Origin of the sequence: Actinoplanes sp. NPDC049316, assembly GCF_040677315.1 — a bacterium.
Taxonomy (GTDB): domain Bacteria; phylum Actinomycetota; class Actinomycetes; order Mycobacteriales; family Micromonosporaceae; genus Actinoplanes.
Map to the genome: position 1 here is coordinate 181,737 of NZ_JBFAQM010000013.1, position 24,971 is coordinate 206,707.

The window sequence follows — 24,971 nt, forward strand, 5'->3', positions numbered from 1 at the left end:
CGCCGGCTCGGCCCGCGGCGGCGGGGCCGGTCGCCGTCAGGTCAGGTTCGCCGCCTTGAGCGCCTCGGCCGTGACCTCGGTGACCTGGTCGTCCGGCAGGCCGCCGACCTCCTCCAAGGCCATCCAGCACGCCTCGGACGTCGACCCGCCCACATCCTTGACCGTGACGTCGGTGGGCGACTCGACGAAGACCCGGTAGAAGGCGCGTACGCCGTGCCAGTCGATCGGGTAACCCTCGGGCCCCAGCGAGGCTGCGTCCCGGTGGCTCGCGACGCCGAGAAGCTCCAGCAGGCGGCCCTGCTGGCCGGTTTCCTCGACGAGCTCCCGGATCAGGGCGGTGCCGGGCTGCTCGCCGTAGTCCGTACCGCCGCCGGGCAGGTGCCAGCGCCCCTCGCCCGGATACCCCGGCGCGATGCGGGTCAGCAACAGGCGGTCGAAAGGATCGGTTGCAATCGCGTACGCGGCGAAGCGCTGCGCGCGGTGCAGCCCGTCCGGCCCGGCGTACGCGTAGAACGACGGGAAGTCGGGCACCTCCTCGGGCCGCAGGTCGGCGGAGGCGGCGGGAAGCCCCAGGGCGGCGGCCGTGAACGGGCGCAGCCGCAGCTGCTGAGCCTCCTCCAGCGTGTGCCATCGAGCCATGTCGGTCGGCTGGCCCACCCGGTCGATGAGATTGCCGCCGCGTACGGAGACCTCGTAGATCAGGCGATCGGTGTGGATCGTGACGCCACGGTGCGGCAACGACCTCATGTCGGCCAGAACGTCGCGCAGCCCGGTGACGGCGACGGACAGGCCGGTCTCCGCGGCGGTCTCGCGGACGACGGTGTGATTGGGATCCTCGCCGTGATCGACGGCGCCGCCGGGCAGCGACCAGACGCCGGGAGTGCCCGACCGGGTCGAGGCACGGACGAGAAGGACGCGGCCGTGGGGGTCGGTCGCGACGGCATATGCCGCAATCCTGCGAAGCGGCTCCAGTGCGGGGGTCACGGGCGGCATCTTGCCCGGTTTATGTTAACTCCAGGAAACGTCTGTCGGATTCCTGACAGGGCGATAGCCCTCAGTAATCGCAGATCAGGGCGGTTCTGCGCACCGATCGCAGCAAGTATGTAACACACAGCAATGTGGCGTTATCGCCGCGGTTCGGGTGCTGCGGTGGCAGGGTCGCGGTGCGGTGGGCCGATGGGCGGCGGCGGGTCTCGAGGCCGGCTTGCGCGTCGGCGCGAACGCCGACGCGGGATGTCCGGGCGGCCGGTCCCGGCAGGATGTCGGGCGGGCCGGGACAAGAGGTTCGAGCGAGCGTCCGGGCGGGATGTCGGGGCCGGCCCGGGCAGGCGGTCCCGGCAGGATGTCGGGGCCGGCCCGGGCAGGCGGTCCCGGCAGGATGTCGGGCGGGCCGAGACAAGAGGTTCGAGCGAGCGGTCCGGGCAGGATGTCGGGGCCGGCCCGGGTAGGCGGTCCCGGCAGGATGTCGGGGCCGGCCCGGGCAGGCGGTCCGAGCGGGAAGCCGGGGCGGGACGCGCGGGCGGCGGGATGCGCCCCGGCGGCAACTTGCGCCCGGGCGGCGGGATGCACCAGACGGGTCCGTGAAGGGCCGTACCCGGGGACGAATCAGGGTTGGTCTCCGGGCAGTCACGGAGGTCGCCGGGCGTCGCGGGAACGATTCTTGAGGCATGACTCAACCGACTGTCGCCCCGTACAAGCAACTTCGCCGCCCGCTCGACGACCGGATCGTGGCCGGGGTCTGCAGCGGCATCGGCCGGTACCTGTCCGTGGACCCGGTGCTGATCCGGGTCGGGTTCGCCGTCCTCGCGGTGATGACGTGGGGGGCGGGGCTCCTCGCCTACCCGATCGCGTGGTTCCTGATGCCGGAGGAGCCGGCCCCCGCCGGGCCCGTCTGGCGTGACCCGGCCGATCCCGCGTGGGGTCACCCGACGGCATACCCGGGTGGGCCGGCATGGACGCAGCCCGCCGGCGAGCAGCCGGGTTCCTCTGCGCCGACGAGCACGCCGCCAGCTGCCTAAGCGAGCACGACGCCACCTCAGGGGGCTGCCCTGCCCTCAGCCGGCGCTGCCCTGCCCTGCCCTCAGAGCGACGCTGCCCTGCCCTCAGAGCGACGCTGCCCTGCCCTCAGGCCGACGCTGCCCTGCCTCAGTGGGCGGCCGGGGTCACTCCCATTCGATCGTGCCCGGGGGCTTGCTGGTCACGTCGAGGACGACTCGGTTGATCTCGCGGACCTCGTTCGTGATGCGGGTGGAGATCTTGGCGATGACGTCGTACGGGAGGCGGGACCAGTCGGCGGTCATGGCGTCCTCGCTGGAGACCGGGCGGAGGACGACTGGGTGGCCGTACGTGCGGCCGTCGCCCTGGACGCCGACGCTGCGGACGTCCGCGAGGAGGACCACGGGGAACTGCCAGACGTCCCGGTCGAGGCCCGCCGCGGTGAGTTCTTCGCGGGCGATGAGGTCGGCCGCGCGGAGGATGTCGAGGCGGTCGCGGTCGACCGCGCCGATGATGCGGATCGCGAGGCCGGGGCCGGGGAACGGGTGGCGCTGGACGATCTCCTCGGGGAGGCCGAGCTCGGCGCCGAGGGCGCGCACCTCGTCCTTGAAGAGGGTGCGGAGCGGTTCGATCAAGGCGAACTGCAGGTCCTCGGGGAGGCCGCCGACGTTGTGGTGGGACTTGATGTTGGCCGTGCCGGTGCCGCCGCCGGACTCGACCACGTCGGGGTAGAGGGTGCCCTGGACGAGGAACTCGATGTGGCGCTCGGCGTCGAGTTCGCGAGCCGCGGCCTCGAAGGTGCGGATGAACTCCCGGCCGATGATCTTGCGCTTCTGCTCGGGGTCGGTGACGCCGGCGAGGTGGCCGAGGAACTGGTCGGAGGCATCGACCACCTTGAGGCGGATGCCGGTCGCCGCGACGTAGTCCTTCTCGACCTGCTCGGCCTCGCCCGCACGCAGCAGGCCGTGGTCGACGAAGATGCAGGTCAGCTGGTCGCCGATCGCCTTGTGCACGAGCGCGGCCGCGACCGCCGAGTCGACGCCGCCGGACAGGCCGCAGATGACCTGCTTGTGGCCGACCTGCGCGCGGATCGCGGCGACCTGGTCCTCGATGATGTTCGTCGGCGTCCAGGTGGGCTCGATGCCGGCGATGTCGTACAGGAAGCGCTGCAGCATCTCCTGGCCCTGCTGGGTGTGCGCCACCTCGGGGTGGAACTGCACGCCGGCGCGCCGGGTGCCGAGGTCCTCGAACGCGGCGACGGGCGCGCCGGCCGACGAGGCGGTCACGGAGAAGCCGGACGGGGCCTCGGTCACCGAGTCGCCGTGCGACATCCAGACGGGCAGGTCCGCGGGCAGCTCACGCAGCAGCGTCCCGGCCTGCGAGGAGGGCGCGAGAAGGGTACGCCCGTATTCGCGCGCGCCGGTGTGCGCGACGGTGCCGCCGAGCGCCTGGGCCATGGCCTGGAAGCCGTAGCAGATGCCGAACACCGGCACGTCGTTGTCGAACAGTGACGGGTCGAGCACCGGGGCGCCGGGCTCGTACACACTGGACGGTCCGCCGGACAGGATGATGGCGGCCGGGTTCTTGGCGAGCATCTCCGCGACCGGCATCGAGTGCGGAACGATCTCGGAATAGACCCGCGCCTCGCGGACCCGGCGGGCGATCAGCTGGGCGTACTGGGCGCCGAAGTCGACGACAAGGACCGGACGCGGTGTGCTCATGGCCCGCGAGTTTACCGGCGGGAGCGGCGGCCCTCCCGGCCCGGGGCGGCACCTGTGGATAACCGCACCCGGCCCGGGCTCAGCTGTGGATAACCGCAGCTCCACCGGACCGGGGGCCCATGATGGGACCGCGGGAAGGGAGGCCAGCGATGCGAAGGCAGGCGAGGTCAGCGATACCAGGTGCGGGCGGGAGCGTACGAGACGTTGCCGGCCCGGTCGTAGGCGCGGATCTGGACCTTGAGCTTCCGGCCGAACTTCCACGTCTGCACGGCGAACGAGTGCGTGCTGCCCGCGTACCGTTGAATGATCTTGCCGTTGACCAGCAGTTCCATCCTCCGGATGCCATTGCGGTCCGTGGACCGGGCGGCCACGTGGCGCGTCTTGCGGATGTGGCGGGTGCCGTTCTTGGGGCCGGAGGTGATCCGGACCGCCGGTCCCCAGTTGTCGACGAGGACCTTGCGGGTGGCGGTCGCCACGTTGCCACCGCGGTCGTACGCCCGCAGCATCAGCGTCATGGTCCCGCCGCGGATCGCCGGCCGCCACGCGAGGGTGTACGGGGATACGCGGTCGACGTTGACGACCACGCCGTTGGCGAGCAGTTCGACCTTGGCGATGCCGATGTCGTCGGTGGCCTTGGCGCTCACCTTGATCGAGCCGCGTACCAGGGCCGACCCGGACGGCGACACGAACGACGTGGCCGGGGCGACCGTGTCGTCGGCGACCGGCAGCGACGCCAGGGCGGCCGCGGCGTTGACGCGGCCCGAGGAGGAGGCGACCCAGCCGCCGGAGATCTTGTCGGCCGACGAGGTGAGGGCGGTACGGATCGTCGCGGCGGTCGGGGTGGGCGTGGTCGAGGCGAGCAGCGCCGCGACGCCGGAGGCGAACGGGGTGGCCGACGACGTGCCGCAGAACTGGGTGACGATGCCGTTCATGGACTGTGCCGGGTTGCACCCCGGCGCGGCGATGTCCACCCAGCTGCTGCCGTAGTTCGACCAGGAGTAGCGGGTGTCGGTGGAGGTGGAGGCGCCCACGGCGATGACCGACGGGATCGCCGCCGGGTAGTGCAGCGCGGAGCTGCCGTCGTTGCCGGCGGCCGCGAGGACCAGGACACCCTTGCCGGTGGCGTACGCGACGGCGTCCCGCAGCACCCGGCTGTCCGAGTCGCCGCCGAGCGACAGGTTGATGATGTCGGCGCCCTTGTTCGCCGCCCAGCGGATCCCCTCGGCGATGTCGCTGTACGAGCCGACGCCGTCGGAGTTCAGCACCTTGACCGGCAGGATCTTGCAGAACCAGCAGATGCCAGCGACCCCGACGCCGTTGTTGCCGGAGCCGGCGATGACGTCCGCGGTCGACGTGCCGTGTCCCTGGTCGTCGGTGGCGTTGCTGTCGTCGTTGACGAAGTCGTACCCGGGCAGGATGCGCCCGGAGAGGTCGGGCAGCGCCTTGACGCCGGTGTCGACCACGGCGACGACCACGCCGCCGCGGCCGCGGGTGGTGTCCCAGGCGGCGTCGACGCGGGTCCGCGTGATGCCCCACTGGCCGCTGTAGGCCGGGTCGTTCGGGGTGGTGGCAACGGTGGCGAGGTGGTCCTGCTCGACGTACGCGACGGCCGGGTCGGCGCGCAGCACGTCGGCGGCTTCCGCTGCCTGGCCGGCGGGCACGTCGACGGCGACCGCGCCGGTCAGCGGCTCGGCGGAGACGACGTCGACGGTCTCCGCGAGGTCCGCGACGACGTCCGTGCCGCCCGAAATGTCCGCGGGTCCGTCCGCTTCGGCTTCGGCCCGCAGCCCCACGACCAGAGACACCGGCTCCGCGGCGGCGCGCGAGGCAACCTCGCGCGAGCCGGTCACGGGCGAGCCGGTCACGGGCGAGACGACCCCGCCTGAGCCGGCCACGGGCGAGGCGGCGTCGCTTGAGGCAGCCGGGGCGGCCAGGGAGGGGGACGGGGCAAGCGCGATGCCACCGACAAGCAGGCCGACCGTCACTGCACGCAGGATCATGGCCCCCACACTCGGCGGGGACCGGGCGGAAATCCGGACCGTACGGGGAGCTATCGGGTAGCAGAAAGCCCCTGCCGGGAGCGCTCGGCAGGGGCTTTCGGTGCTGCGTACGTCAGCGCTTGTAGGTCCGGGTGGGCGCGTACTTGACGTTGCCGGCGTTGTCGGTCGCGCGGATCTGCACCTTCATGCCCGAGGCGTAGCTCGAGGCCTTGAAGCTGAAGTTGTACGGCGACGTCGTGTCGGTCGCCTTCACCGAGCCGTTGATCAGCATCTCGACCCTGCGGATGCCGTTGACGTCCGAGGCGGTCGCCGCGAGCTTCACCGTTCCGGTCACCTTGGCGCCGCTCGCCGGGCCGCTGGTGATCGTCACCGTCGGCGCGGTGTTGTCCGCGGTGATCGAGCGGGTGAAGACCGTACGGTTGCCGGCCTTGTCGTAGACCTTGATCTCCAGCTTGACCTTGCCGTTCTTGCCGGCCGTGTCGTACGTGAACTCGTACGGCGCGGTGCGGTCCTGGGCCTTGTAGACGCCGTCGGCGAACAGGTCGACGTTGCGGACGCCGGACCAGTTGTCAGCGACGCCGGTGGTCTTGACCGGGATCTTGCCGTGCACGCGCCAGCCCTCGCCGGGGGTGGAGAGGCCGCTGATGGTCGGCACGGTGGTGTCGGTGCCGACGGTCAGCGCCTTGCCGGCGTCGAGCATGCCGTACTTGGCCCAGCCGTTGTTCGCGCCGATGGAGCGGGCCGAGGTGAGCAGCGCGCGCTGCATCGACCAGCCGGTGTACTCCGGGTGCACGGTCTTGATGAGGCCGGCCGCGCCGGACACCATCGGCGCCGCGAACGACGTGCCGGGCTCGCCGGTGTGGTAGTTCTCGAACCGGTCCATGGCGGTCACGATGCCCGGGGCCGCCATGTCGACCCAGCTGTCGCCGGGCTTGTTGCGGCTCGAGAACGCGGCCGGCGCGTCGGAGTTGCGGTCCGTGGCGCCCACAGCCACCACGTCGGGGTACGCCGCCGGATACTGCTTGGTCGTTGCGTAATCGGTCAAGCCCGCGTTTCCGGCCGCGGCGACGACGAGGACGCCCTTGAGGTTCGCGTACGAGACGGCGTCGGCGAGGACCTTGCTGGTCTCGGTGCCGCCCAGCGACATGTTGATGATCTTCGCGCCGTTGTTGGTCGCGTACACGATGCCCTTGGCGATGTTGCTGTCGTAGCCGGAGCCGTTCTTGTCCAGCACCTTGACCGGGAGGATCATGCAGCTCCAGCAGCCGCCGGCCATGCCCTTGCCGTTGTTGCCGCGGGCGGCGATGAGCGACGCGACCATCGTGCCGTGACCGTAGTCGTCGGCGGTGTTGCCGTTGTTGCTCACGTAGTTGTAGCCGCCGAGCACCGCGCCGGTCAGGTCGCCGACCTTGGCCACGCCGGTGTCCAGCACCGCGATCTTGACCGCGGCGCCCGTCGTCGTCTCCCAGGCGGCGGGGAGGTTCACCTGGTCGACCTCCGGCTGCAACCGCTGCAGGTTGCCCTGGGGGTCGGTGGTGCCGACGTACATCGGGTCGTCGGGGTGGAGGTCGTACGCCTTGCGGACGTGGTCGACCTCGACGTACGCGACGTTCGGGTCGCTCTTGAGCGCCGCCATGACCCGCGACCTGCGCGCCGGGGAGACCTCCAGGGTCTGCGCCCGCAGCTCCGACATCGCCTGCTCGCCCGGGCCGGCCGAGTCGACCGAGCGGACGCCCATCGACGACACGGTGCGCATGGGGGCGGTGGTGTCCGCGCCCTGCTTCAGGCCGACGACGAGCCGCACCGGCGCGGACGGCGTCTCGCCCGCCAGGGCCCAGGTCGAGACGCCGGCGGTCGCCGCGACGACCGTGACCGACAGCGCTCCGACGACCACGCGCCGTGAGACAAGCTTCATGTAGGACGTGCCTCCCCGTGTTCGACCGCCGCCTCGGCGAATCGCGGCGGCCAGCGTACGGCCGATCTTGTATTTTTCAATGCCCCGTTCCAGAAAGCGAGATCTCGTCCCATTGAGCAGCTTGTTGCCCTCGCTTACTGTTCCACTATGCGGAACAAGAGGATCCTGTGGACGGTGGCCGGAGTCGTGGCCCTGCTCGTGGCCGGCGCCGGGATCGCCTTCGCCCTGCGCGGCGGCGCGGGCAGCTCAGGCAACACCGCAGCTCCGGGCCCCGTTCCGTCGTCCGCGGCGCCCGCGCCGTCGAACGCTCCCCCGCCGCCCGGGGCGGACATCACCGGGCCGCTGGACCTGCTGCTGATCGGCCTCGACACCCGCGTCAGCATCCCGGACTGGCAGCCGCACGCGGACGCCATCATGCTGCTGCACATCGACGAGGGACTCAAGAGCGGATATCTGTACTCGCTGCCCCGGGACCTCCGCGTGGACATCCCCGCGTACCCCAAGAACGGCTACGGCGGCGGACGACACAAATTGACCGAAGCCATGGCGTACGGGTCGGAGCAGGCCGGAACGGACAAGGCGAACGTCTTCAACGGGTACGAGCTGCTGAGCCGCACGATCTCGAAGTACACCGGCATCAAGAAGTTCGACGCGGGCGCGATCCTGACGTTCAACGGGCTCAGCAAGCTGACCGACGCGCTCGGCGGCGTGACGATGACCATCGACCAGAAGGTGGTCTCGCACCACCGCAAACCGGACGGCACCGCGCGTCCGCTGCGCCCGGGCGGCGGTGATTACGTCGGGCCGCAGGCGACGTACCTGCCCGGCACGCGCACGCTCGTCGGCTGGCAGGCGATCGACTACGCCCGCCAGCGCTACGGATTGCCGAACGGCGACTACGACCGGCAACGCCATCAGCGACAACTCGTCAAGGCCCTGCTCACCAAGGCCGAAGCCGCCGGTCTGGCGACCGACCAGGCCAAACTCCGGTCGGTGCTCGGCGCGTTGGGCGACACGCTGGTCACCTCCGGGACCCGGACACCCCTCGAGTACGCGTACGCGCTGCGCGACCTGAAGCCGTCCGGGCTGACGTCGGTGTCGCTGCCCGGCAGTTCGGTGTTCTCCGGCGGCGGGTACATCGGCGAACAGCTGAACTCGACCGGCCTCGGGTTCGTGCGGGCGGTGGCGGACGGCGACCCGGGGGCGTACCTGGCCGAGCATCCGGAATTGCGCAGCAAGTAGACCCGGGAGGGACAGACAGCCGAAGAAGCCCGCCGGGGCGGCCGCGACGCAAGCACAACGCGGACGCGGCGCGAAGCGACCGGGCGCGAAGCAGGGCGACCCCGGGCCCGGCACAGGAGCGACCCGGGCGCGAAGCAGGCGGACCCCGGGCACGGCGCAGGAGCGATCCGAGCGCGGCGCAGCAGCGACCCCGAGCCCGGCACAGGAGCGACCCAGGCACGGTACGGAGCGACCCGGGCGCGAAGCAGGCGGACCCCGGGCACGGCGCAGGAGCGACCCGGGCGCGGCGCAGGAGTGACCCCGAGCCCGGCACAGGAGCGACCCAGGCACGGTACGGAGCGACCCGGGCGCGGCGCGAGCGGTGGAAGCGGTCGGAACGGCGGCCCGAGTCAGGATGCGGCGTGCTCAGGGGCGGGGTGGCGCGGTCGTTCCGAAGAGCCACGCTTCGAAGAAGTCGCCCAAGTCTCTGCCGGCGGCCCTCTCTGCGTCGCTGATGAAGGTGACCGTGGTGGCGTTGCCATCGCTGTGGGACTGCGGCCAGGAGCGCAGCAGTTCGAAGAAGGCGGCGTCGCCGATGGTCTTGCGCAGGGCGTGCACGGTCATTGCGCCGCGCTGGTAGACGGCTTCGCCGAAGAGGCGGCCGGGACCCGGGTCGCCGGTCGGCACCTTCCAGTCGAAGCCCTCGTAGGTGCGGTCGAAGGCCTGCTGCGCCGTCTGCTCGCCCTCGTGTTCCTGCCAGAGCCATTCGGCGTACGTGGCGAAGCCCTCGTTGAGCCAGATGTCCTGCCAGCGGTCGAGGCTGACGCTGTCGCCGTACCACTGGTGGGCCAGTTCGTGGGCGACGACGGTGGCGTCGGGGCGGGTACGGAAGAAGACGTTGCCGTAGACCGGCCGGGACTGGGTCTCCAGGGCGTAGCCGACGCGGTTGTCGTCGATGACCACCCCGCCGTACGCGTCGAAGGGGTACGGCCCGAACCGGGTGGCGAGGAAGTCGGCGATCTCCGTGGTGCGGGCCATGGCCTTGGCCGCGGGGCCGTTCGCGGGCAGCGACTCGGGGATGGCCGTGACCACGGGTTTGCCGTCGTGTGTGGAGGTCTGCACGCGGTACTGCCCGATCACGACGGTGGCGAGGTAGCTGGCCATCGGCTTCGACTCGGTCCACGTCCAGGTGGTCCAGCCGTCGGCGGTGGTGCGCGGGCCGGGCACCCCGTTGCCGATCGCCTCGACGCCCGCGGGCACGGTGATCGCCAGGGCGAACGTCGCCTTGTCGGAGGGGTGGTCGTTCACCGGGAACCAGGTGCTGGCCGACTCGGGCTGGCCCAGGGCGAAACCGCCGTCGGCCGTACGCAGCCAGCCGCCCACGCCGAGGGCGTCGTTGGTGAGGGGCTTGGGTTCCCCGGCGTATTCGACGACGACGGTGAACCGCTGCCCGTGGACGATGCCGGCCGCCGGGGTGACGATCAGCTCGTTCTTCTCCGCCTTCGCGGTGGCGGGCCGTCCGTCGACGGTCACCTTGCCGGTGGTGAGGTGGGCGAGGTCCAGGTGGAAGTCCGACAGGTCCTGCGTCGCGCCGGCCGTGATCGTGGCGGTCCCCTGCAGGCGTCCCTTGGCCGGGTCGTAGCGCAGCTTCAGGTCGTATCCCGCGACGTCATAGCCCCCGTTGCCGTACGTCGGGAAATACGGATCCCCGGCCCCCTCGGCCCCCGGCGCGAAGCTCGGCGCCACGGCCGCCGACGCGCTCGGAACGGGCCGCGGCTCGTCGTCCGTCGAGCAGCCGGCCAGCGCCAGCACGGCGACCACGACCCCCGCGATCCGAACCCGCATGTCCACTCCCCCACATCGCCCGGACTGCGACTCTACGTCGCACCCGGACGGCAGACCGGCGTTATCCACAGGGCGGGGTTTCACCCACTCGCGCAGCCGGACAGCGGACCGACGTCATCCACAGGGCGGGGTTTCACCCACTCACGCAGCCGGACAGCAGGCCGACGTCATCCACAGGGCGGGGTTTCACCCACTCACGCAGCCGGACAGCGGACCGACGTCATCCACAGGGCGGGGTTTCACCCACTCACGCAGCCGGACAGCGGACCGACGTCATCCACAGGGCGGGGTTTCACCACTCACGCAGAATGAAGGGGCCAGGGCCGGCGCATGCTGGGCCCCGGCCCCGGCCTCGACGGGAGTTGCGGTCTGCACCACCCACCGAGCTACGACAGGAAGCTCTTGATCTTGATCTACCGATCGAGAACGAGCGAAACCTTCTGGAACTCCTTGACGTCGTGGTAGCCGCACTTGGCCATCGCGCGCTTGAGGCCGCCGAAGAGGTTGAGCTGGCCGTCCGGGCGGTCCGCGGGGCCGTAGAGGATCTCCTCGAGGGTGCCGTCCGGCTCGCCGGCGATGCAGAAGCCGCCGCGGGGCAGGCTGGGGTGGCTGGCGGCCGAGTGCCACCAGGCGCCGCCGGCCGGCGCGCCCTCGGCGAGCGACAGCGGCTCGCCGAGCATGACCGCGTCGGCGCCGCACCCGATCGCCTTGGCGATGTCGCCGGAGGTCTGGATGCCGCCGTCGGCGATGAGGTGCACGTAGCGGCCGCCGGTCTCGTCGAGGTAGTCCCGGCGGGCCGCCGCGGCGTCCGCGATCGCGGTGGCCATCGGGACGCGGATGCCGAGCACGGTGTCCGTCGTGGACCATTCGTCGGCGCCGACGCCCACGATGACGCCGGCCGCGCCCGTGCGCATGAGGTGCAGCGCGGTCTTGTAGTCGGTGCAGCCGCCGACGATGACCGGCAGGTCGAGGTCGGCGATGAACTCCTTGAGGTTCAGCGGCTCGTCCGTGGTGGAGACGTGCTCGGCGCTGACCAGCGTGCCCTGGATGACCAGCAGGTCGACGCCCGCGTCGAGGATCACCGGGGCCAGCGCCAGCGTGTGCTGCGGCGACACGCGGACGGCGACCGTGACGCCGCCCTCACGGATCGCGCGGACCCGCTCGGCGATCAGCTCCGGCCGGATCGGCTCGGCGTAGACCTCCTGGAGGCGCTTGGTGGCGTCCGCCTCCTCGTCGAGCGAGGCCAGCTCCTCGAGGATCTTGGTGGGGTCCTCGTAGCGCGTCCAGAGCCCCTCGGCGTTGAGCACGCCCAGGCCGCCGAGGCGGCCCAGGGCGATCGCCGAGGAGGGGCTCATGGTCGCGTCCGACGGGTGCGCGACGCAGGGGATCTTGAACGGGTACGCGTCCACCTTCCAGTCGGTGGAGACGTCGTCCACGTCACGGGTACGGCGGCTCGGGACGATCGCGATGTCGTCCAGGTGGTACCCGCGCTGGGCGGTCTTGCCCAGACCGATCTCCACAACGTCACGCATGCTGTTCGCCCCTTTAGCGGGAGTGGTAGTTCGGAGCCTCGACCGTCATCTGGATGTCGTGCGGGTGGCTCTCCTTGAGACCTGCCGCGGTAATCCTGATGAGCTGACCGCGCTGCTGCAAGTCCGCGATGGTTTCGGCACCGGCGTAGCCCATCGACAGGCGCAGCCCGCCGACGAGTTGCGCCATCACCCGCGACAGCGGTCCGCGGTACGGCACCTGGCCCTCGACGCCCTCGGGAACCAGCTTCTCCTCCGGGACGTCGTGCTGGAAGTAGCGGTCCTTCGAGTAGGACTTCGCCTGGCCCCGCGACTGCATGGCGCCAAGCGAGCCCATGCCGCGGTAGGACTTGAACTGCTTGCCGTTGACGAAGATCAGATCGCCGGGGCTTTCCTCCGACCCGGCGAGCAGACCGCCGAGCATCACCGTCTCGGCGCCGGCGACGATCGCCTTGGCGATATCGCCGGAATACTGCACGCCGCCATCGGCGATCACCGGTACCCCGGCCGGCTTGCAGGCCCGGGTCGCCTCCATCACGGCCGTGATCTGAGGGACGCCTACTCCGGCGACGATCCGTGTCGTGCAGATCGCACCCGGACCGACGCCCACCTTCACCGCGTCCGCGCCGGCTTCGACCATGGCCTTCGCGCCCGCGTACGTGGCGACGTTGCCGCCGACGATGTCGGTGGTGGTGTCCTTCTTCAGCCGCGCGATCATGTCGAGCACCTGACGCTGATGCCCGTGTGACGTGTCGACGATGATGACGTCGACGCCCGCCTCGATCAGACCCCGTGCGCGCTTGTACGACTCGTCGCCGACACCGATGGCCGCGGCGACCCGCAACCGTCCCTGGGCGTCCTTGGTCGCGATCGGGAACTGCTCGCTCTTGGTGAAGTCCTTGACCGTGATCAGTCCGCGCAACCGACCGCTGTCATCGACGAGGGGCAGCTTCTCCACCTTGTGGCGTTGCAGGAGACCGAGCGCGTCATTCTTGCCGACCCCGACCGGAGCAGTGATCAAGGGCGACTTCGTCATGACGTCGCGCACCTTGATGCTGTCGTCGGTGACGAAGCGCATGTCACGGTTGGTGACGATGCCGACGAGGACACCTTCGGCATCGACAACGGGCACGCCGGAGATGCGGTACTTGCCGCAGAGCGTGTCGACGTGGCGCAGCGTGTCGTCCGGGCTGCACGTCACCGGATTGGTGATCATGCCGGATTCCGACCGCTTGACCAGGTCCACCTGGGCTGCCTGATCCTCGGCCGACAGGTTGCGGTGCAGCACCCCGATGCCGCCCTCACGCGCCATCGCGATGGCCATCCGCGCCTCGGTGACGGTATCCATCGCCGCGGACAGCAGCGGGATCGCGAGCTCGACATTGCGGGTCAAGCGAGTGACCGTGTTGACCCGGCTCGGCACGACGTCCGATTCGCCGGGCTGCAGGAGAACATCGTCGAACGTCAGACCGAGAGGAACCGTGCGCGCGGACTCAGTTTCCACAGATCATCCCTAGAGAAGAGGCGGAGTGTTACATCCTACTCATCGGCCAGGGCGGCCCCGAGGGGGCGGACAGCACGTGCGGGCCAGCACACAGTGCCGCTTGATGGGTACGGTAGACGCGTGCAAGAAGAGCCGATCGACCCGTTCAACGGTGACCCCGCCGACCCGGCCGCGGGACTCGACGACCTCACGGAGGACGCCGAGCAGGATCCGCTGACCGAGGCCGAGCGGCAGGATGTCCTCGAGGACCTTTCCGACCTGGAGATATACCAGGCGTTGCTGAGCCCGACGGGGATCCGCGGGCTGGTCATAGAGTGCGAGGACTGCCACGAGCCGCACTACTTCGACTGGGATCTGCTGCGGGGGAACCTGCGGCATCTGCTGTCGAGCGGGCGGCCGCGGGTGCACGAGCCGGCGTACGACCCGGACCCGGACCACTACGTCACGTGGGAGTACGCACGCGGGTATGCGGACGGTGTGCACGACACCCTGACGGAAGGTACGGACGACGACGCGTCATCCTCGTCGTCCTGAGAAAACGGGCCGCCCTCACGGGCGGCCCGTTCGCTTCAAGCCCGGCTGACGCCGGTCACGACCCACCCCGGCCGTGACCGGCGTCAGGCTACGAGGCCGGCGCGGAAGCCCGCGGCCACCGCGTGCGCCCGGTCGCGGGCGCCCAGCTTGCGGAAGAGCCGGCGGGCGTGGGTCTTGACCGTGTCCTCGGACACGAACAACTCCCGGCCGATCTCCGCGTTGCTCTTGCCGTCGGCCATGCCGCGCAGCACCTGCAGCTCCCGCTCGGTGAGCGTCAGGCGCCGCCCTGCCGGAGCGGCCTCGCCGACCCGGCTGTCGTTGCCCGGCCACACCAGCGGGCGGCCCGTGACCGGGTCGATCTCGGAACCGTCGCCGCGCTGCGCGGGGACCATCGCGGTGTTCGGGATCATCGCCGGGATGCCCGGCGCATTCGGGGTGCCGGCCATCGCCAGGCCGTCACGGTGCAGGCCGCGGGCGGCGGCCGAGTTGTTGTTGCGCCCCGCCTGACCGACCGCGGCCGGCTGGGCGTTCGCTCCGTTGATCGGCATGCCCTGCGGGCGTACCGGGAGCAGCAGGAGCAGCAGTGCCTTGGCGACGACACTGACCAGGTCGTGCTCGACGCCGCGGATGACGCCGCGGGCGCCGGCGGCGACCGTGGCGGCGGCGACCCGGGGGTCTTCCGCGCCGAAGAGGACGACCTGCGCCTGCGGGGCGCGGGCGAGGACGCGCCGGGTGAAGCCGACGCTGTCGGGACGGGTCACGGCGGTGTCGGCCAGGACGACCTCGGCCGGCCGCTCAGCCAGACGGATCATGGCCTCGGTCTCGCTGACCGCTGTCCGCACGACACCGGTCATCCCGAGCCGGGCCGCGGTCGACGCGACGGTCTGGGCCGCCAGTGGGGTACGGACGCACACGAGGACGGTACGCACAGTGATCCTCCTTCTCTCTCAGAGGAGATCACGCGAGGGCCGCAGCATTACGCGCTTTAGATGGAAAAAATGGGAAACATCGGAACGGTTTTAGGCACCGGTGAGATACGGCCGACGAAGACATCGACAACTCGTGTGTGATCCGGCGTTCGCCGGGGTACACGGGCGGCAGGCCTGAGCCAGGCCCCTCATGACAACACTCCGCGGTGCCGCGCGGGAGGAGGGTGTTGATGTCGAACGTTCGCAGACTGCCCGGGCCCATCGCCGACCTTTGGGATTGGCAGCGACTCGGCCTGTGCAGAGGGCGGGACAGCGCCCAGTTCTTCCACCCCGACGGCGAGCGCGGATCTTCCCGCAACCGCCGCGAGGCGAAGGCCAAGGCGATGTGTGGCGCATGCCCGGTCCGGGCCGAGTGCGCCGCCCATGCCCTGGCGGTCCGTGAGCCGTACGGCGTCTGGGGAGGTTTCAGCGAAGCGGAGCGGCTGCGGCTGCTCGCAGTCGGCTGGGAGGACCTTGCCGATCGCCATCACGGACGGGTCGACCTTGCCCGGCTCGAGGCGCGCCTCGGCCGGCCCCACAAGTCCACGGTGCCGGCACAGCGGCAGGCACCGGCGGCCTGACGCCGCCCCGGACGCGGCACCACAACACACCTGACGGCGCGGCTTCCTGCGGGGAGCCGCGCCGGCGTCGTCGGCGGCTTGTCAGTCGCATCGGTGAACATGCAAGCCACCGTATGAGCGAACTTGCCCTTGACGTCGGACGAAAAGTGCGGCTTCCGCGTGACACGATTCCACCGGACGAGGACGCGATTCACCGCCCGCTGCGAGGGGCGGTCTGCGTTCGCCGGACAGGTTCCGCCGGGTGAGCCCTGCGGCGAGCCGCGCTCTTCGTGAGCTGCGCGCCGAGCCGTTCGCAGGGCATGGAATTCCAGGCCGACCGGTACGTGGTCAGCCGGTGAGTGGCTGACGGTTGCCACCGGCCGGGGTGGCCGGGCGGTGGCCGACTAACACAGGTGGCAAGGATGGTGCAAGCCGTACGGCGCGACCCTCCGGGGGTGTCACGCTTGCCCGAGCCCGTCGCAGGACGGCTGCCACGGCTGCTACGGCTGCTACGGCTGCTACGGCTTGAGGGTGAGACGCCGAGCTGTCTCGATGACCTGCTCGTACCACGTCTCTCGCGGCGCTGACTCCCCTTCCGCAGTTCTGTAGAGCTGCACGTGGCCGTCCGCGTGCTCGATGACCCAGCGTTCGGGCTGTTCGAGAAGGTCGTACGCGTCCCGGGAAGCGAGGTCATGGTCGTCGCCCAGGCGGCTTCGCCACTCCGCCGGAGGGATGTTCCAGCCGGGCGGCGGATCGCGGAAGTAGAGACCGATCCACCCGGCGCGGTACCAGAGCCTCAGAACGGCCGCACACGTCGATCCGGGCCACGGACCGTGATGCCGAGGCGATCCTGTCGGGTCATCGACGGAACCTGCCGGAACCTGGTAGAGCGACGCCTCCTCGAGAGCTGCTAGCTCCATCTGCCGGAGGAAGTCCGAGAGGTCGTCCACGATCATCATTGTGGGCCCGCAGCGCTGGTCGTGCCGGTACGTCGCGCCGCACGCCACCGAGGCGAACGGCCCTGCGCTCATTCGATGGAGATACGGATCGAGTGCCAGCCTGTGGCGCCGTCCGGAGGTGGTGGGGCCGGGGTGCTGGTCTGGGTCTGCCCCTCGCTGTCGGTGGCTCGGACCTGGATCGTGTGGTTGCCCGGGGTCGCCTGCCACTGGTACGACCACTGGACCCACGTGTCGGCCGAAACGACCGGGGCGAGCGTCGCTTCCCGCCATGGCTCCGCGTCGACCTGCACCTCCACCCGGCTGATGCCGCGGTGCTGGGCCCAGGCGACGCCGCCGATCGTCAGGGGGCCGGGCTTGCGGGTGGCGCCGTCGCGAGGGGTGTCGATCCGTGATTCGGTCTTGACGGGGCCCTGGGCCGACCAGCCCCGGGGCACCCAGTAGGCGTCGAAGTCGGCGAAGCGGGTCAGCTCGATCTCCGTGATCCACTTGCAGGCGGAGACGTAGCCGTACAGGCCGGGGACGACCATGCGGACCGGGAAGCCGTGTCCGACCGGGAGGGGCTCGCCGTTCATGCCGATGGCCAGCAGCGCGTCGCGGCCGTCGCGCAGGACGGCGGTGAGCGTGCCGCAGGTCCAGCCGTCGGCCGAGCGGGACACGGTCTGGTCGGCGTCGGGCAAGGGCTGCGCCTCGTCGAGCAGCTCCTTGACCGGGACGCCCAGCCACAGGGCGTTGCCGATCAGGTCGCCGCCCACCTCGTTGGAGACGCAGGCGAGGGTGACATAGCGGGAGACCATGGGCCGCTGCAGCAGCTGCTCCCAGGTCAGCGTGATGGGATTGCGCACCATGCCGTGGATCCGCAGCTGCCAGCTGGACGGGTCGACCTGTGGCGGATACAGCGCGGTGTCGATGCGGTAGAAGTCCTTGTTCGAGGTCACGTACGGCGTGACGCCCTGAACCTGGGCACCCGCCGGAACCGTCGGTGCGACCGCCACGGGCGGGGGCAGGACGACGGCCTTGCGGGCGGCCGTGACCGCGCGCCGGGAGGTGAGGAACCGCCCGCCGATCCCGCCGGCCACCGCGATGCCGGCCGTGACGCCGAGGCCGATGAGGAAACGGCGACGGCTGTCGTCGGGGAACGGGGCGGACGGACGGGTCTCGGCGAGAGCGCCGTCCTCGCCACCCACCGTCACCAGCGACCTCGTCTCGGCGGGGGACGCGGCGACGGCGAGAGTGATCAGGTAGCGCAGCGCGACCATCGCGGCGACACCGGCCGCGATCGACGGCACGGCGGCGGTCAGTCCCGCGTCGTGGCGGGTCAGGGCCGCGGCCGTGCCGACGCCGGTGAAGAGCACCACCCCGGCCAGTGCGATGCGCCACGAGCGGAGCGCGACGACGCCGACCGCCGCGGCGTAGAGCGCGAGCAGAATGACCGTGCCGGTGATGAGGGCGGTCTTGTCGTGCGTGCCGAAGACCGCGATGGCGGCATCCTTGACGGTGCCCGGCACGGTGTCGACGACCACGCCGCCGACGGCCAGCAGCGGCGACGACAGCGGCCCCGTGACGACGGCGACGATCTCCGCGACGCCGAGCGCGACGGCGGCGGCCGCGATCCCGGCCAGCCCGGCCCGAACGGAAAGCTTCACGCCTTCATCCTGCCCTCGCCCGCCGGGAACGCCTCTTACAAAGTCATGACGGCCCGGCAAGCGGCCGCGAAGCCACACTCACGACGACGGCCCGGCAAGCAGCCGCGAAGCCACACTCACGACGACGGCCCGGCAAGCAGCCGCGAAGCCACACTCACGACGGAGGAGCAAGCGGCGGCAGACCGGCCACGAGCGCGTCGAGCAGACCCAGATCGCACCGCTCCTCACGAGGCTCGGGCAGCTTGGGCACCCCCTCGACCGGCAACTCCCAGATCACCCGCCCCGGCGACAGGTCGTCCAGCGTCGCGTACCACTGCTGCAGCGGCTCCCGGAGCTGCACGTGAGCGGCGAAATTCCGCCGGCGCCGGGTGTCGTCGCCGTCGCGGCGGCGCTGCAGGGTGGCCGCGTCGGGCAGACCGACGAGTACGGCGTCAGCGAAGCCCAGCCGTCCGGTCCGGAACGCCTCGCGCGTGACCGCCAGCTCCCGGTCGAAGCGGGCCCGGGGGGCGAGCCCGAGCGCCGCCATCCCCCAGGCGTAGTGCAGCTTCACCGGGTCGGTGTCGCAGTACGCGATCCCGTCGGCGCGTTCGTGCTCGAGCGCGGCCTCCCAGCGCTGGATGCCCGCGCGCACCCAGTGCCGGGCGAGCGCCACGGCGTCGACCGGTTCGCGGCCCGTCGGGGTGTACTCGGGGACATACCTGCCGACGTACCGGCGGCACCAGGAGGTCTTTCCGGCCGCGCTGGGTCCCTCCACGACGACGATCATCGGCGCACCCTTTCCCCGGAAGCTTGCATCACACACGAGAAGGGCGCGCCGCGGAAGCGACGCGCCCTTGCCGAACCGGTACGGATCAGAAGCCCGGGCCGTGCTGGTGGCCGTGGCCACCGTGGCTGTGCCCGTGGCCGCCGGCCGCGGCGGGCTCGGGCTCGGCCGGCTTCTCCACCACGAGGCTCTCCGTGGTGAGCAGCAGCGCGGCGATCGACACGGCGTTGGAGACCGCGTTGCGGGTCACCTTGACCGGGTCGATGATGCCGGCGGCCGCGAGGTCGACGTACTCGTCGGTGGCCGCGTTGAGGCCGTGGCCCCAGCCGAGCTCGGCCACCTTGCCCACCACGACGTAGCCGTCGTGGCCGGCGTTCTGCGCGATCCAGCGCAGCGGCTCGACGAGCGCCTTGCGCACGATCGAGACGCCGATGGCCTCCTCGCCGGTGAGGCCGAGGTCGCCGTCGAGCGCGGAGACGATCTGCGCCAGGGCGGCGCCGCCGCCGGGCACGGTGCCCTCCTCGACCGCGGCCTTGGTCGCCGCGATGGCGTCCTCGATGCGGTGCTTGCGCTCCTTCATCTCGACCTCGGTCGCGGCGCCGGCCTGGATGACGGCGACGCCGCCGGAGAGCTTGGCCAGCCGCTCCGAGAGCTTCTCGCGGTCCCAGTCGGAGTCCGAGGCCTCGATCTCCTTGCGGATCTGCGCGACCCGGTCGTCGATGTCGGACTTCTTGCCGCCGCCGTCGACGATGGTCGTGTTCTCCTTGTCGACGACGACGCGGCGCGCGGTGCCGAGCATGTCGACGGTGACCTGGTCGAGCTTGTAGCCGAGCTCCGGGGCGATGAGCTCGCCGCCGGTGGCGATGGCCATGTCCTGCAGCATCGCCTTGCGGCGGTCCCCGAAGCCGGGCGCCTTCACGGCGGCGACCTTGAAGGTCTTGCGCAGGGCGTTCACCACGAGGGTGGACAGGGCCTGGCCCTCGACGTCCTCGGCGATGATGAGCAGCGGCTTGCCGGCCTGCAGCACCTTCTCCAGCAGCGGCAGGAGCTCCTCGACGCTGGAGATCTTCTGGGTCGTGATGAGGATGTACGCGTCCTCGAGCACGGCCTCCTGGGCCTCGGCGTCGGTCACGAAGTTCGGGGAGATGAAGCCCTTGTCGAACTGCAGACCCTCGGTGACGACGAGCTCGGTGCTGAGCGCGGAGCCCTCCTCGACGGTGATGACACCGTCGCGGCCGACGCGGTCCATCGCCTCGGCGATGAGCTCGCCGATGGTGGCGTCCTGCGCGGAGATGGTGGCGACGTTGGCGATCGACTTGTGGTCGGACACCTCGACCGCCTTGGCGAGCAGCGCCTTGGAGATCGCCTCGGCGGCCAGGTCCATACCCCGCTTGAGGGCGATGGGGTTGGCGCCGGCGGTCACGTTGCGCAGGCCTTCGCGCACGAGGGCCTGGGCGAGCACGGTGGCGGTGGTGGTCCCGTCGCCGGCGACGTCGTTGGTCTTGGTCGCCACCTCCTTGACCAGCTGCGCGCCGAGGTTCTCGTACGGGTCCTTGAGGTCGATCTCCTTGGCGATGGTGACGCCGTCGTTGGTGATCGTGGGCGCGCCGAACTTCTTGTCGAGGACGACGTTGCGGCCGCGCGGGCCGAGGGTGACCTTGACCGTGTCGGCGAGCGTGTTGACGCCGTGCTCCAGCAGGTGCCGGGCGTCGTCAGAGAAACTGAGGATCTTCGCCATGTGTAGGTCCCTTCACGCACCACCGCCCTGACCCGAGGTGTGTCGGGCCAGGGCGGGAAGCACTGTCAGTAGGTCACTTCTCGATGACCGCGAGGACGTCGCGGGCGGAGAGCACCAGGTACTCCTCGCCGGCGTACTTGACCTCGGTGCCGCCGTACTTCGAGTAGAGGACCGTCTCGCCGACCTTGACGTCAACCGGGATGCGGTTGCCCTTGTCGTCGATACGGCCCGGGCCCACAGCGAGGACGGTGCCCTCCTGCGGCTTCTCCTTGGCGGTGTCGGGGATCACGATGCCCGACGCCGTGGTCGTCTCAGCCTCGTTCGCCTGGACCACGATCCGGTCCTCGAGCGGCTTGATCGCAACCTTGGTCGCGGTAGTCACGGGCATACCCTCCTGGGTACAGGTTTCGCCGGCCTGCGTCGGCCGATCTGATGCCTCATGCCACCGGGCGGGGCCGTCGTCGCGGGTGCCGGTCCGCCTGGCGCAAGCACGCGCCCCGGAGCGGGCCGCGCGCTGGCACCCTCGGGTTGAGAGTGCTAATCGGAGATTATGCCGGAACTAGCACTCCGTCAAGGAGAGTGCCAACACGGCAGAATGACCCGTCGTGGACCTGGAACTGCTCGCCGCCCTGCGTACCCCGGAAGGGTCGGACGCCCTCGCCGCCGCGGCGGAGGTGGCCGGCGGCGATCCGCTGGCGGCCGCCTCGGCCCTGCGGTCGCGGGGCGTCCCGGCGCCGCTCGCCGCGGCCGCGCTCACCCAAACCGACCTGCGCAGACGGGCGGTGGGCAAGTTCGGCGCCGGCGCGGCGGCGATGTTCTTCACCCGGGCCGGCTTCGAGCAGGCGACCCGCGCGGTGGTCGCGGACCGCCGCGCCGCGCGGCTGCAGGCCGCGGGCGTCACCACCCTCGCCGATCTCGGCTGCGGCCTCGGTTCGGACGCGCTGGCCGCGGCCCGTCAGGGCATCCGGGTGTACGCGGTCGACGCCGATCCGCTGACCGCGGCGGCCGCCCGGGCCAACGCGGACGCGGCAGGTCTCGCGGAGCTGGTGACCGTGGAATGCGCCGACGCGACGAGCGTCCCCGTGGAGCGGTTCGACGCTGTGTTCGCCGACCCGGCCCGCCGCCGCGCGGGCCGGGGACGGCTGATGGATCCGCAGTCGTGGTCGCCGCCGTGGGACTTCATCGCCGCCCTGCCGCAGCGGGTGCCGAGGACGGTGCTGAAGCTCGCGCCCGGCATCGACCACGCGCTGCTGCCGCCGGGCGCCGAGGGCGAGTGGGTCAGCGTCGACGGCGACCTGGTCGAGGCGGCGTTCTGGTGCGGGCCGCTCGCCGAATTTCCTCGACGGGCGAGCTTGTTGCCGTCGGGCGGGATGCTGCACGGCTCGGGCGTCGAGGCCGCGCCGGTCGGCCCGGTCGGCCGTTTCCTGTACGACCCCGACCCGGCCGTCGTCCGCTCGCACCTGGTCGCCGAGTTCGCCGCCACGGTCGGCGGGCGGCTGGCCGATCCCGACATCGCGTACGTGCACACTGACGACCCGGTGGACACCCCGTACGCCCGCCGCCTCGAGATCACCGACGTGATGCCGTTCTCGCTCAAGCGGCTGCGGGCGCTGTTGCGCGAGCGCGGGGTGGGCCGGCTCGAGATCCGCAAGCGCGGTTCCGCGCTGGAGCCCGAGCAGCTGCGCCGGGACCTGCGGCTGAGCGGAAGCGCCTCGGCGTCGCTGGTGCTGACCCGGGTGGCTGGGGCGCCGACCGTGCTGCTGTGCCGTTAACCTCCGACATCGTGGCTAAGAAGGCGGCCGGGACGCCGGCGACCGTACTGCTGTCCGCGCAGAAGGTGGCGCACGAGCTGCACCCGTACGACGTCTCACCGGATGCGCCGAACTACGGCGCGCTGGTGGCCGAGGCGCTGGGCGTACCCCCGGAATCGCTGTTCAAGACCTTGATCGCCGAGGTGGACGGCGCGCTGACGGTGGCCGTCGTGCCGGTGACCGGCGAGCTGGACCTGAAGGCTCTGGCCGGCGCCGCCGGCGGGAAACGGGCGGTGCTGGCCGACCGGGCAGCCGCGGAGCGCAGCAGCGGCTACGTCCGCGGCGGCATCAGCCCGCTCGGGCAGCGCAAGCGCCTCCCGACGGTGGTCGACGACTCCGCGGAGCACCTGGAGCGGATGTACGTCTCGGCGGGCCGCCGGGGGTTGCAGGTGTCGCTGGCCCCGGCCGATCTGATTCGGCTGACGGGCGCCGCGACGGCTCGAATTCGGACATAGCCTGCCATAGTTCCCGCGGCCAGCGGATCGTTACGCCACCGTTACGGGCAAACCGGATCTTTCTCCGGAGAACCGCCGATTTCGGGTTCAGATGTGACCTAGCGTCGCGGTGTGGAGCAACTTCCGCAACCGGTTGACGGAGGTCGGCGTGACCGCTGAATCGGACCGGTTGGGCTGCACCGCGCGACGGGAACACGTTGCCCGACTCACCGAACCGCACAGGAGCGGCAGTCCCGGTTACGCGCGCCAGGGAATCCGAGGCAAGATCCGGATTGATCCGAGAGGACACGAGGAATGCGTAAGGGAATGTTCGCTCTTGCCGCGGCGGGTCTGCTGGCCACCGGCAGCATGGCCGCCTGCGGCGGCGACAGTGGTGAAGAAACCGGCAGCAGCGGCACGAGCGGGTCGTCGGTCGGCAAGGTCGGCGTGATCCTGCCCGACACAGCGAGCTCCCAGCGGTGGGGTTCGGACGACCCGAAGTTCCTGAAGGCGGCATTCGACGCGGCCGGCGTCCAGGTGGACATCCAGAACGCGCAGGGCGACAAGAGCCAGTTCCAGACCATCGCGGACGGCATGATCTCCAGCGGCGTCAAGGTGCTCATGATCGTCAACCTGGACTCCGGTACCGGCAAGGCCGTGCTGGACAAGGCCAAGAGCGCCGGTATCGCGACGATCGACTACGACCGGCTCACGCTCAACGGCGGCGCGAACTACTACGTGTCCTTCGACAACGTCGCGGTCGGCAAGCTGCAGGGCGAGGGCCTGGTCAAGTGCCTGACCGACATGAAGGCGGTCAAGCCGGTCGTGGCCGAGCTGAACGGCTCCCCCACCGACAACAACGCCACGCTGTTCAAGGAGGGTTACGACTCGGTCCTCAAGCCGAAGTACGACTCCGGCGACTACGTGAAGGGCCCGGACCAGTCGGTGCCGGACTGGGACAACGCGCAGGCCGGCACGATCTTCGAGCAGATGCTGACCCAGAACAAGAACATCAAGGGTGTGCTCGCGGCCAACGACGGCCTGGGCAACGCGGTCGTCTCGGTGCTGAAGAAGAACAAGCTGAACGGCAAGGTCCCGGTCACCGGCCAGGACGCCACGGTGCAGGGCCTGCAGAACATCCTCGCCGGCGACCAGTGCATGACGGTCTACAAGGCGATCAAGCAGGAGGCCGACGCCGCCGCCGACCTGGCCATCTCGCTCGCCAAGGGCGAGAAGAAGTCGGTCAGCCAGAGCGTCAAGGACCCGGAGTCGGGCCAGGACGTGCCCTCGGTGCTGCTCGTCCCGAAGGCGATCTACAAGGAGAACGTCAAGGACGTCGTCGCGGACGGCTTCGTGACGAAGGACCAGCTGTGCACCGGCGACTTCGCCAAGCTGTGCACCGACAACGGGGTCAGCTGACCGCGGGACAACACTGAAACACCGGAGCCGCCCACGCCTGGCCGGGCGTGGGCGGCGCCGCATCGAGAAGGAGCATTCGTGGCCGCGACACCTCTTCTGGAGCTGCGCGGGATCGACAAGAGTTTCGGTCCCGTCCAGGTCCTCCACGACGTCGGACTCAGCGTCTATCCCGGCGAGGTCACCGCGCTCGTCGGCGACAACGGCGCCGGCAAGTCGACGCTGGTCAAGTGCATCAGCGGGATCTACACCATGGACGCCGGCACGGTCACGTTCGACGGCAACCAGGTCGCGATCCACAGCCCCCGCGACGCCGCGTCGCTGGGCATCGAGGTCGTCTACCAGGACCTCGCGCTCTGCGACAACCTGGACATCGTCCAGAACATGTTCCTCGGCCGCGAGAAGGTACGCGGCC

Annotated in this window: 21 protein-coding genes; 8 read left to right on the forward strand and 13 right to left on the reverse strand. The window is 70.8% G+C overall.

Going from position 1 to position 24,971, the window contains the following annotated elements; translation table 11 throughout:
- Window positions 1–36: 36 nt before the first annotated feature.
- On the reverse strand, window positions 37–984 hold the full coding sequence (locus tag AB0K03_RS21340; protein WP_364687430.1) for an NUDIX domain-containing protein: 948 nt from the start codon (window positions 982–984) through the stop codon (window positions 37–39).
- Between the two features lie 683 nt (window positions 985–1,667).
- Between AB0K03_RS21340 and AB0K03_RS21345 the strand changes: the two genes are divergently transcribed.
- Entirely contained in the window at window positions 1,668–2,018 is a 351-nt protein-coding gene (locus AB0K03_RS21345; protein ID WP_364687432.1) for a PspC domain-containing protein, read from the forward strand.
- Window positions 2,019–2,162: 144 nt separating this feature from the next.
- Here the strand turns inward: AB0K03_RS21345 and guaA are convergent, their stop codons facing one another.
- The 3 genes from guaA to AB0K03_RS21360 form a co-directional block, all read right to left on the reverse strand.
- Window positions 2,163–3,716, reverse strand: a complete 1,554-nt coding sequence (gene guaA / locus AB0K03_RS21350; protein ID WP_364687434.1) for a glutamine-hydrolyzing GMP synthase — start codon at window positions 3,714–3,716, stop codon at window positions 2,163–2,165.
- Window positions 3,717–3,883: 167 nt separating this feature from the next.
- Entirely contained in the window at window positions 3,884–5,716 is a 1,833-nt protein-coding gene (locus tag AB0K03_RS21355; protein ID WP_364687436.1) for a S8 family serine peptidase, read from the reverse strand.
- Between the two features lie 112 nt (window positions 5,717–5,828).
- Entirely contained in the window at window positions 5,829–7,631 is a 1,803-nt protein-coding gene (locus AB0K03_RS21360; RefSeq protein ID WP_364687438.1) for a S8 family serine peptidase, read from the reverse strand.
- Between the two features lie 147 nt (window positions 7,632–7,778).
- Between AB0K03_RS21360 and AB0K03_RS21365 the strand changes: the two genes are divergently transcribed.
- A complete protein-coding gene (locus AB0K03_RS21365; RefSeq protein WP_364687440.1) occupies window positions 7,779–8,873 on the forward strand; it encodes an LCP family protein in 1,095 nt (364 codons plus the stop codon).
- A 405-nt stretch (window positions 8,874–9,278) separates the two neighbouring features.
- Here AB0K03_RS21365 and AB0K03_RS21370 read toward each other — a convergent pair whose 3' ends face one another.
- The 3 genes from AB0K03_RS21370 to guaB form a co-directional block, all read right to left on the reverse strand.
- Window positions 9,279–10,697: a M1 family aminopeptidase gene (locus AB0K03_RS21370; protein ID WP_364687442.1), complete on the reverse strand. Its 1,419-nt coding sequence runs from the start codon at window positions 10,695–10,697 to the stop codon at window positions 9,279–9,281.
- Between the two features lie 413 nt (window positions 10,698–11,110).
- Window positions 11,111–12,229, reverse strand: coding sequence for a GuaB3 family IMP dehydrogenase-related protein (locus AB0K03_RS21375; protein WP_364687444.1), 1,119 nt, complete (start codon window positions 12,227–12,229; stop codon window positions 11,111–11,113).
- A gap of 13 nt (window positions 12,230–12,242) precedes the next feature.
- Entirely contained in the window at window positions 12,243–13,730 is a 1,488-nt protein-coding gene (gene guaB, locus AB0K03_RS21380; RefSeq protein WP_364687446.1) for an IMP dehydrogenase, read from the reverse strand.
- Between the two features lie 120 nt (window positions 13,731–13,850).
- Here guaB and AB0K03_RS21385 point away from each other — a divergent pair, with 120 nt between their 5' ends.
- Window positions 13,851–14,264: a DUF5319 domain-containing protein gene (locus AB0K03_RS21385; protein WP_364687448.1), complete on the forward strand. Its 414-nt coding sequence runs from the start codon at window positions 13,851–13,853 to the stop codon at window positions 14,262–14,264.
- Between the two features lie 83 nt (window positions 14,265–14,347).
- On the opposite strand, the gene AB0K03_RS21390 is transcribed toward AB0K03_RS21385, so the two are convergent.
- Window positions 14,348–15,193, reverse strand: coding sequence for a response regulator transcription factor (locus AB0K03_RS21390; RefSeq protein WP_364687450.1), 846 nt, complete (start codon window positions 15,191–15,193; stop codon window positions 14,348–14,350).
- A gap of 230 nt (window positions 15,194–15,423) precedes the next feature.
- Between AB0K03_RS21390 and AB0K03_RS21395 the strand changes: the two genes are divergently transcribed.
- A complete protein-coding gene (locus AB0K03_RS21395) occupies window positions 15,424–15,813 on the forward strand; it encodes a WhiB family transcriptional regulator (protein WP_189205310.1) in 390 nt (129 codons plus the stop codon).
- Window positions 15,814–16,310: 497 nt separating this feature from the next.
- Here the strand turns inward: AB0K03_RS21395 and AB0K03_RS21400 are convergent, their stop codons facing one another.
- The 5 genes from AB0K03_RS21400 to groES form a co-directional block, all read right to left on the reverse strand.
- A complete protein-coding gene (locus tag AB0K03_RS21400; RefSeq protein WP_364687452.1) occupies window positions 16,311–16,742 on the reverse strand; it encodes a hypothetical protein in 432 nt (143 codons plus the stop codon).
- A 77-nt stretch (window positions 16,743–16,819) separates the two neighbouring features.
- Window positions 16,820–18,394: a molybdopterin-dependent oxidoreductase gene (locus AB0K03_RS21405; protein WP_364687454.1), complete on the reverse strand. Its 1,575-nt coding sequence runs from the start codon at window positions 18,392–18,394 to the stop codon at window positions 16,820–16,822.
- Between the two features lie 154 nt (window positions 18,395–18,548).
- Complete coding sequence (locus AB0K03_RS21410) at window positions 18,549–19,160, reverse strand: hypothetical protein (RefSeq protein WP_364687456.1); 612 nt, start codon at window positions 19,158–19,160, stop codon at window positions 18,549–18,551.
- Window positions 19,161–19,245: 85 nt separating this feature from the next.
- Entirely contained in the window at window positions 19,246–20,895 is a 1,650-nt protein-coding gene (groL, locus tag AB0K03_RS21415; RefSeq protein WP_364687458.1) for a chaperonin GroEL, read from the reverse strand.
- Window positions 20,896–20,968: 73 nt separating this feature from the next.
- Entirely contained in the window at window positions 20,969–21,283 is a 315-nt protein-coding gene (gene groES / locus AB0K03_RS21420) for a co-chaperone GroES (RefSeq protein WP_082771855.1), read from the reverse strand.
- Between the two features lie 217 nt (window positions 21,284–21,500).
- Here groES and AB0K03_RS21425 point away from each other — a divergent pair, with 217 nt between their 5' ends.
- The 4 genes from AB0K03_RS21425 to AB0K03_RS21440 all read left to right on the forward strand — a co-directional run.
- The gene (locus AB0K03_RS21425; protein ID WP_364687460.1) at window positions 21,501–22,667 is read left to right on the forward strand and encodes a class I SAM-dependent methyltransferase; all 1,167 of its coding nucleotides are present in this window, start codon (window positions 21,501–21,503) and stop codon (window positions 22,665–22,667) included.
- Window positions 22,668–22,678: 11 nt separating this feature from the next.
- Window positions 22,679–23,161: a Cys-tRNA(Pro) deacylase gene (ybaK, locus tag AB0K03_RS21430; RefSeq protein WP_364687462.1), complete on the forward strand. Its 483-nt coding sequence runs from the start codon at window positions 22,679–22,681 to the stop codon at window positions 23,159–23,161.
- Window positions 23,162–23,455: 294 nt separating this feature from the next.
- A complete protein-coding gene (locus AB0K03_RS21435; RefSeq protein ID WP_364687464.1) occupies window positions 23,456–24,559 on the forward strand; it encodes a substrate-binding domain-containing protein in 1,104 nt (367 codons plus the stop codon).
- A 78-nt stretch (window positions 24,560–24,637) separates the two neighbouring features.
- On the forward strand, window positions 24,638–24,971 hold a 334-nt coding region (locus AB0K03_RS21440; RefSeq protein WP_364687466.1), incomplete at its 3' end, for an ATP-binding cassette domain-containing protein.

What these genes read in the sequence shown, in the direction of transcription:
- AB0K03_RS21360 (WP_364687438.1), bottom strand. Translation starts at nt 7,631, where the DNA reads ATGAAGCTTGTCTCACGGCGCGTGGTCGTCGGAGCGCTGTCGGTCACG.
- AB0K03_RS21365 (WP_364687440.1), top strand. Translation starts at nt 7,779, where the DNA reads ATGCGGAACAAGAGGATCCTGTGGACGGTGGCCGGAGTCGTGGCCCTG.
- AB0K03_RS21395 (WP_189205310.1), top strand. Translation starts at nt 15,424, where the DNA reads ATGTCGAACGTTCGCAGACTGCCCGGGCCCATCGCCGACCTTTGGGAT.
- AB0K03_RS21355 (WP_364687436.1), bottom strand. Translation starts at nt 5,716, where the DNA reads ATGATCCTGCGTGCAGTGACGGTCGGCCTGCTTGTCGGTGGCATCGCG.
- AB0K03_RS21410 (WP_364687456.1), bottom strand. Translation starts at nt 19,160, where the DNA reads ATGATCGTCGTCGTGGAGGGACCCAGCGCGGCCGGAAAGACCTCCTGG.
- AB0K03_RS21370 (WP_364687442.1), bottom strand. Translation starts at nt 10,697, where the DNA reads ATGCGGGTTCGGATCGCGGGGGTCGTGGTCGCCGTGCTGGCGCTGGCC.
- guaA (WP_364687434.1), bottom strand. Translation starts at nt 3,716, where the DNA reads ATGAGCACACCGCGTCCGGTCCTTGTCGTCGACTTCGGCGCCCAGTAC.
- AB0K03_RS21435 (WP_364687464.1), top strand. Translation starts at nt 23,456, where the DNA reads ATGCGTAAGGGAATGTTCGCTCTTGCCGCGGCGGGTCTGCTGGCCACC.
- groL (WP_364687458.1), bottom strand. Translation starts at nt 20,895, where the DNA reads ATGGCGAAGATCCTCAGTTTCTCTGACGACGCCCGGCACCTGCTGGAG.
- AB0K03_RS21345 (WP_364687432.1), top strand. Translation starts at nt 1,668, where the DNA reads ATGACTCAACCGACTGTCGCCCCGTACAAGCAACTTCGCCGCCCGCTC.
- groES (WP_082771855.1), bottom strand. Translation starts at nt 21,283, where the DNA reads ATGCCCGTGACTACCGCGACCAAGGTTGCGATCAAGCCGCTCGAGGAC.
- AB0K03_RS21375 (WP_364687444.1), bottom strand. Translation starts at nt 12,229, where the DNA reads ATGCGTGACGTTGTGGAGATCGGTCTGGGCAAGACCGCCCAGCGCGGG.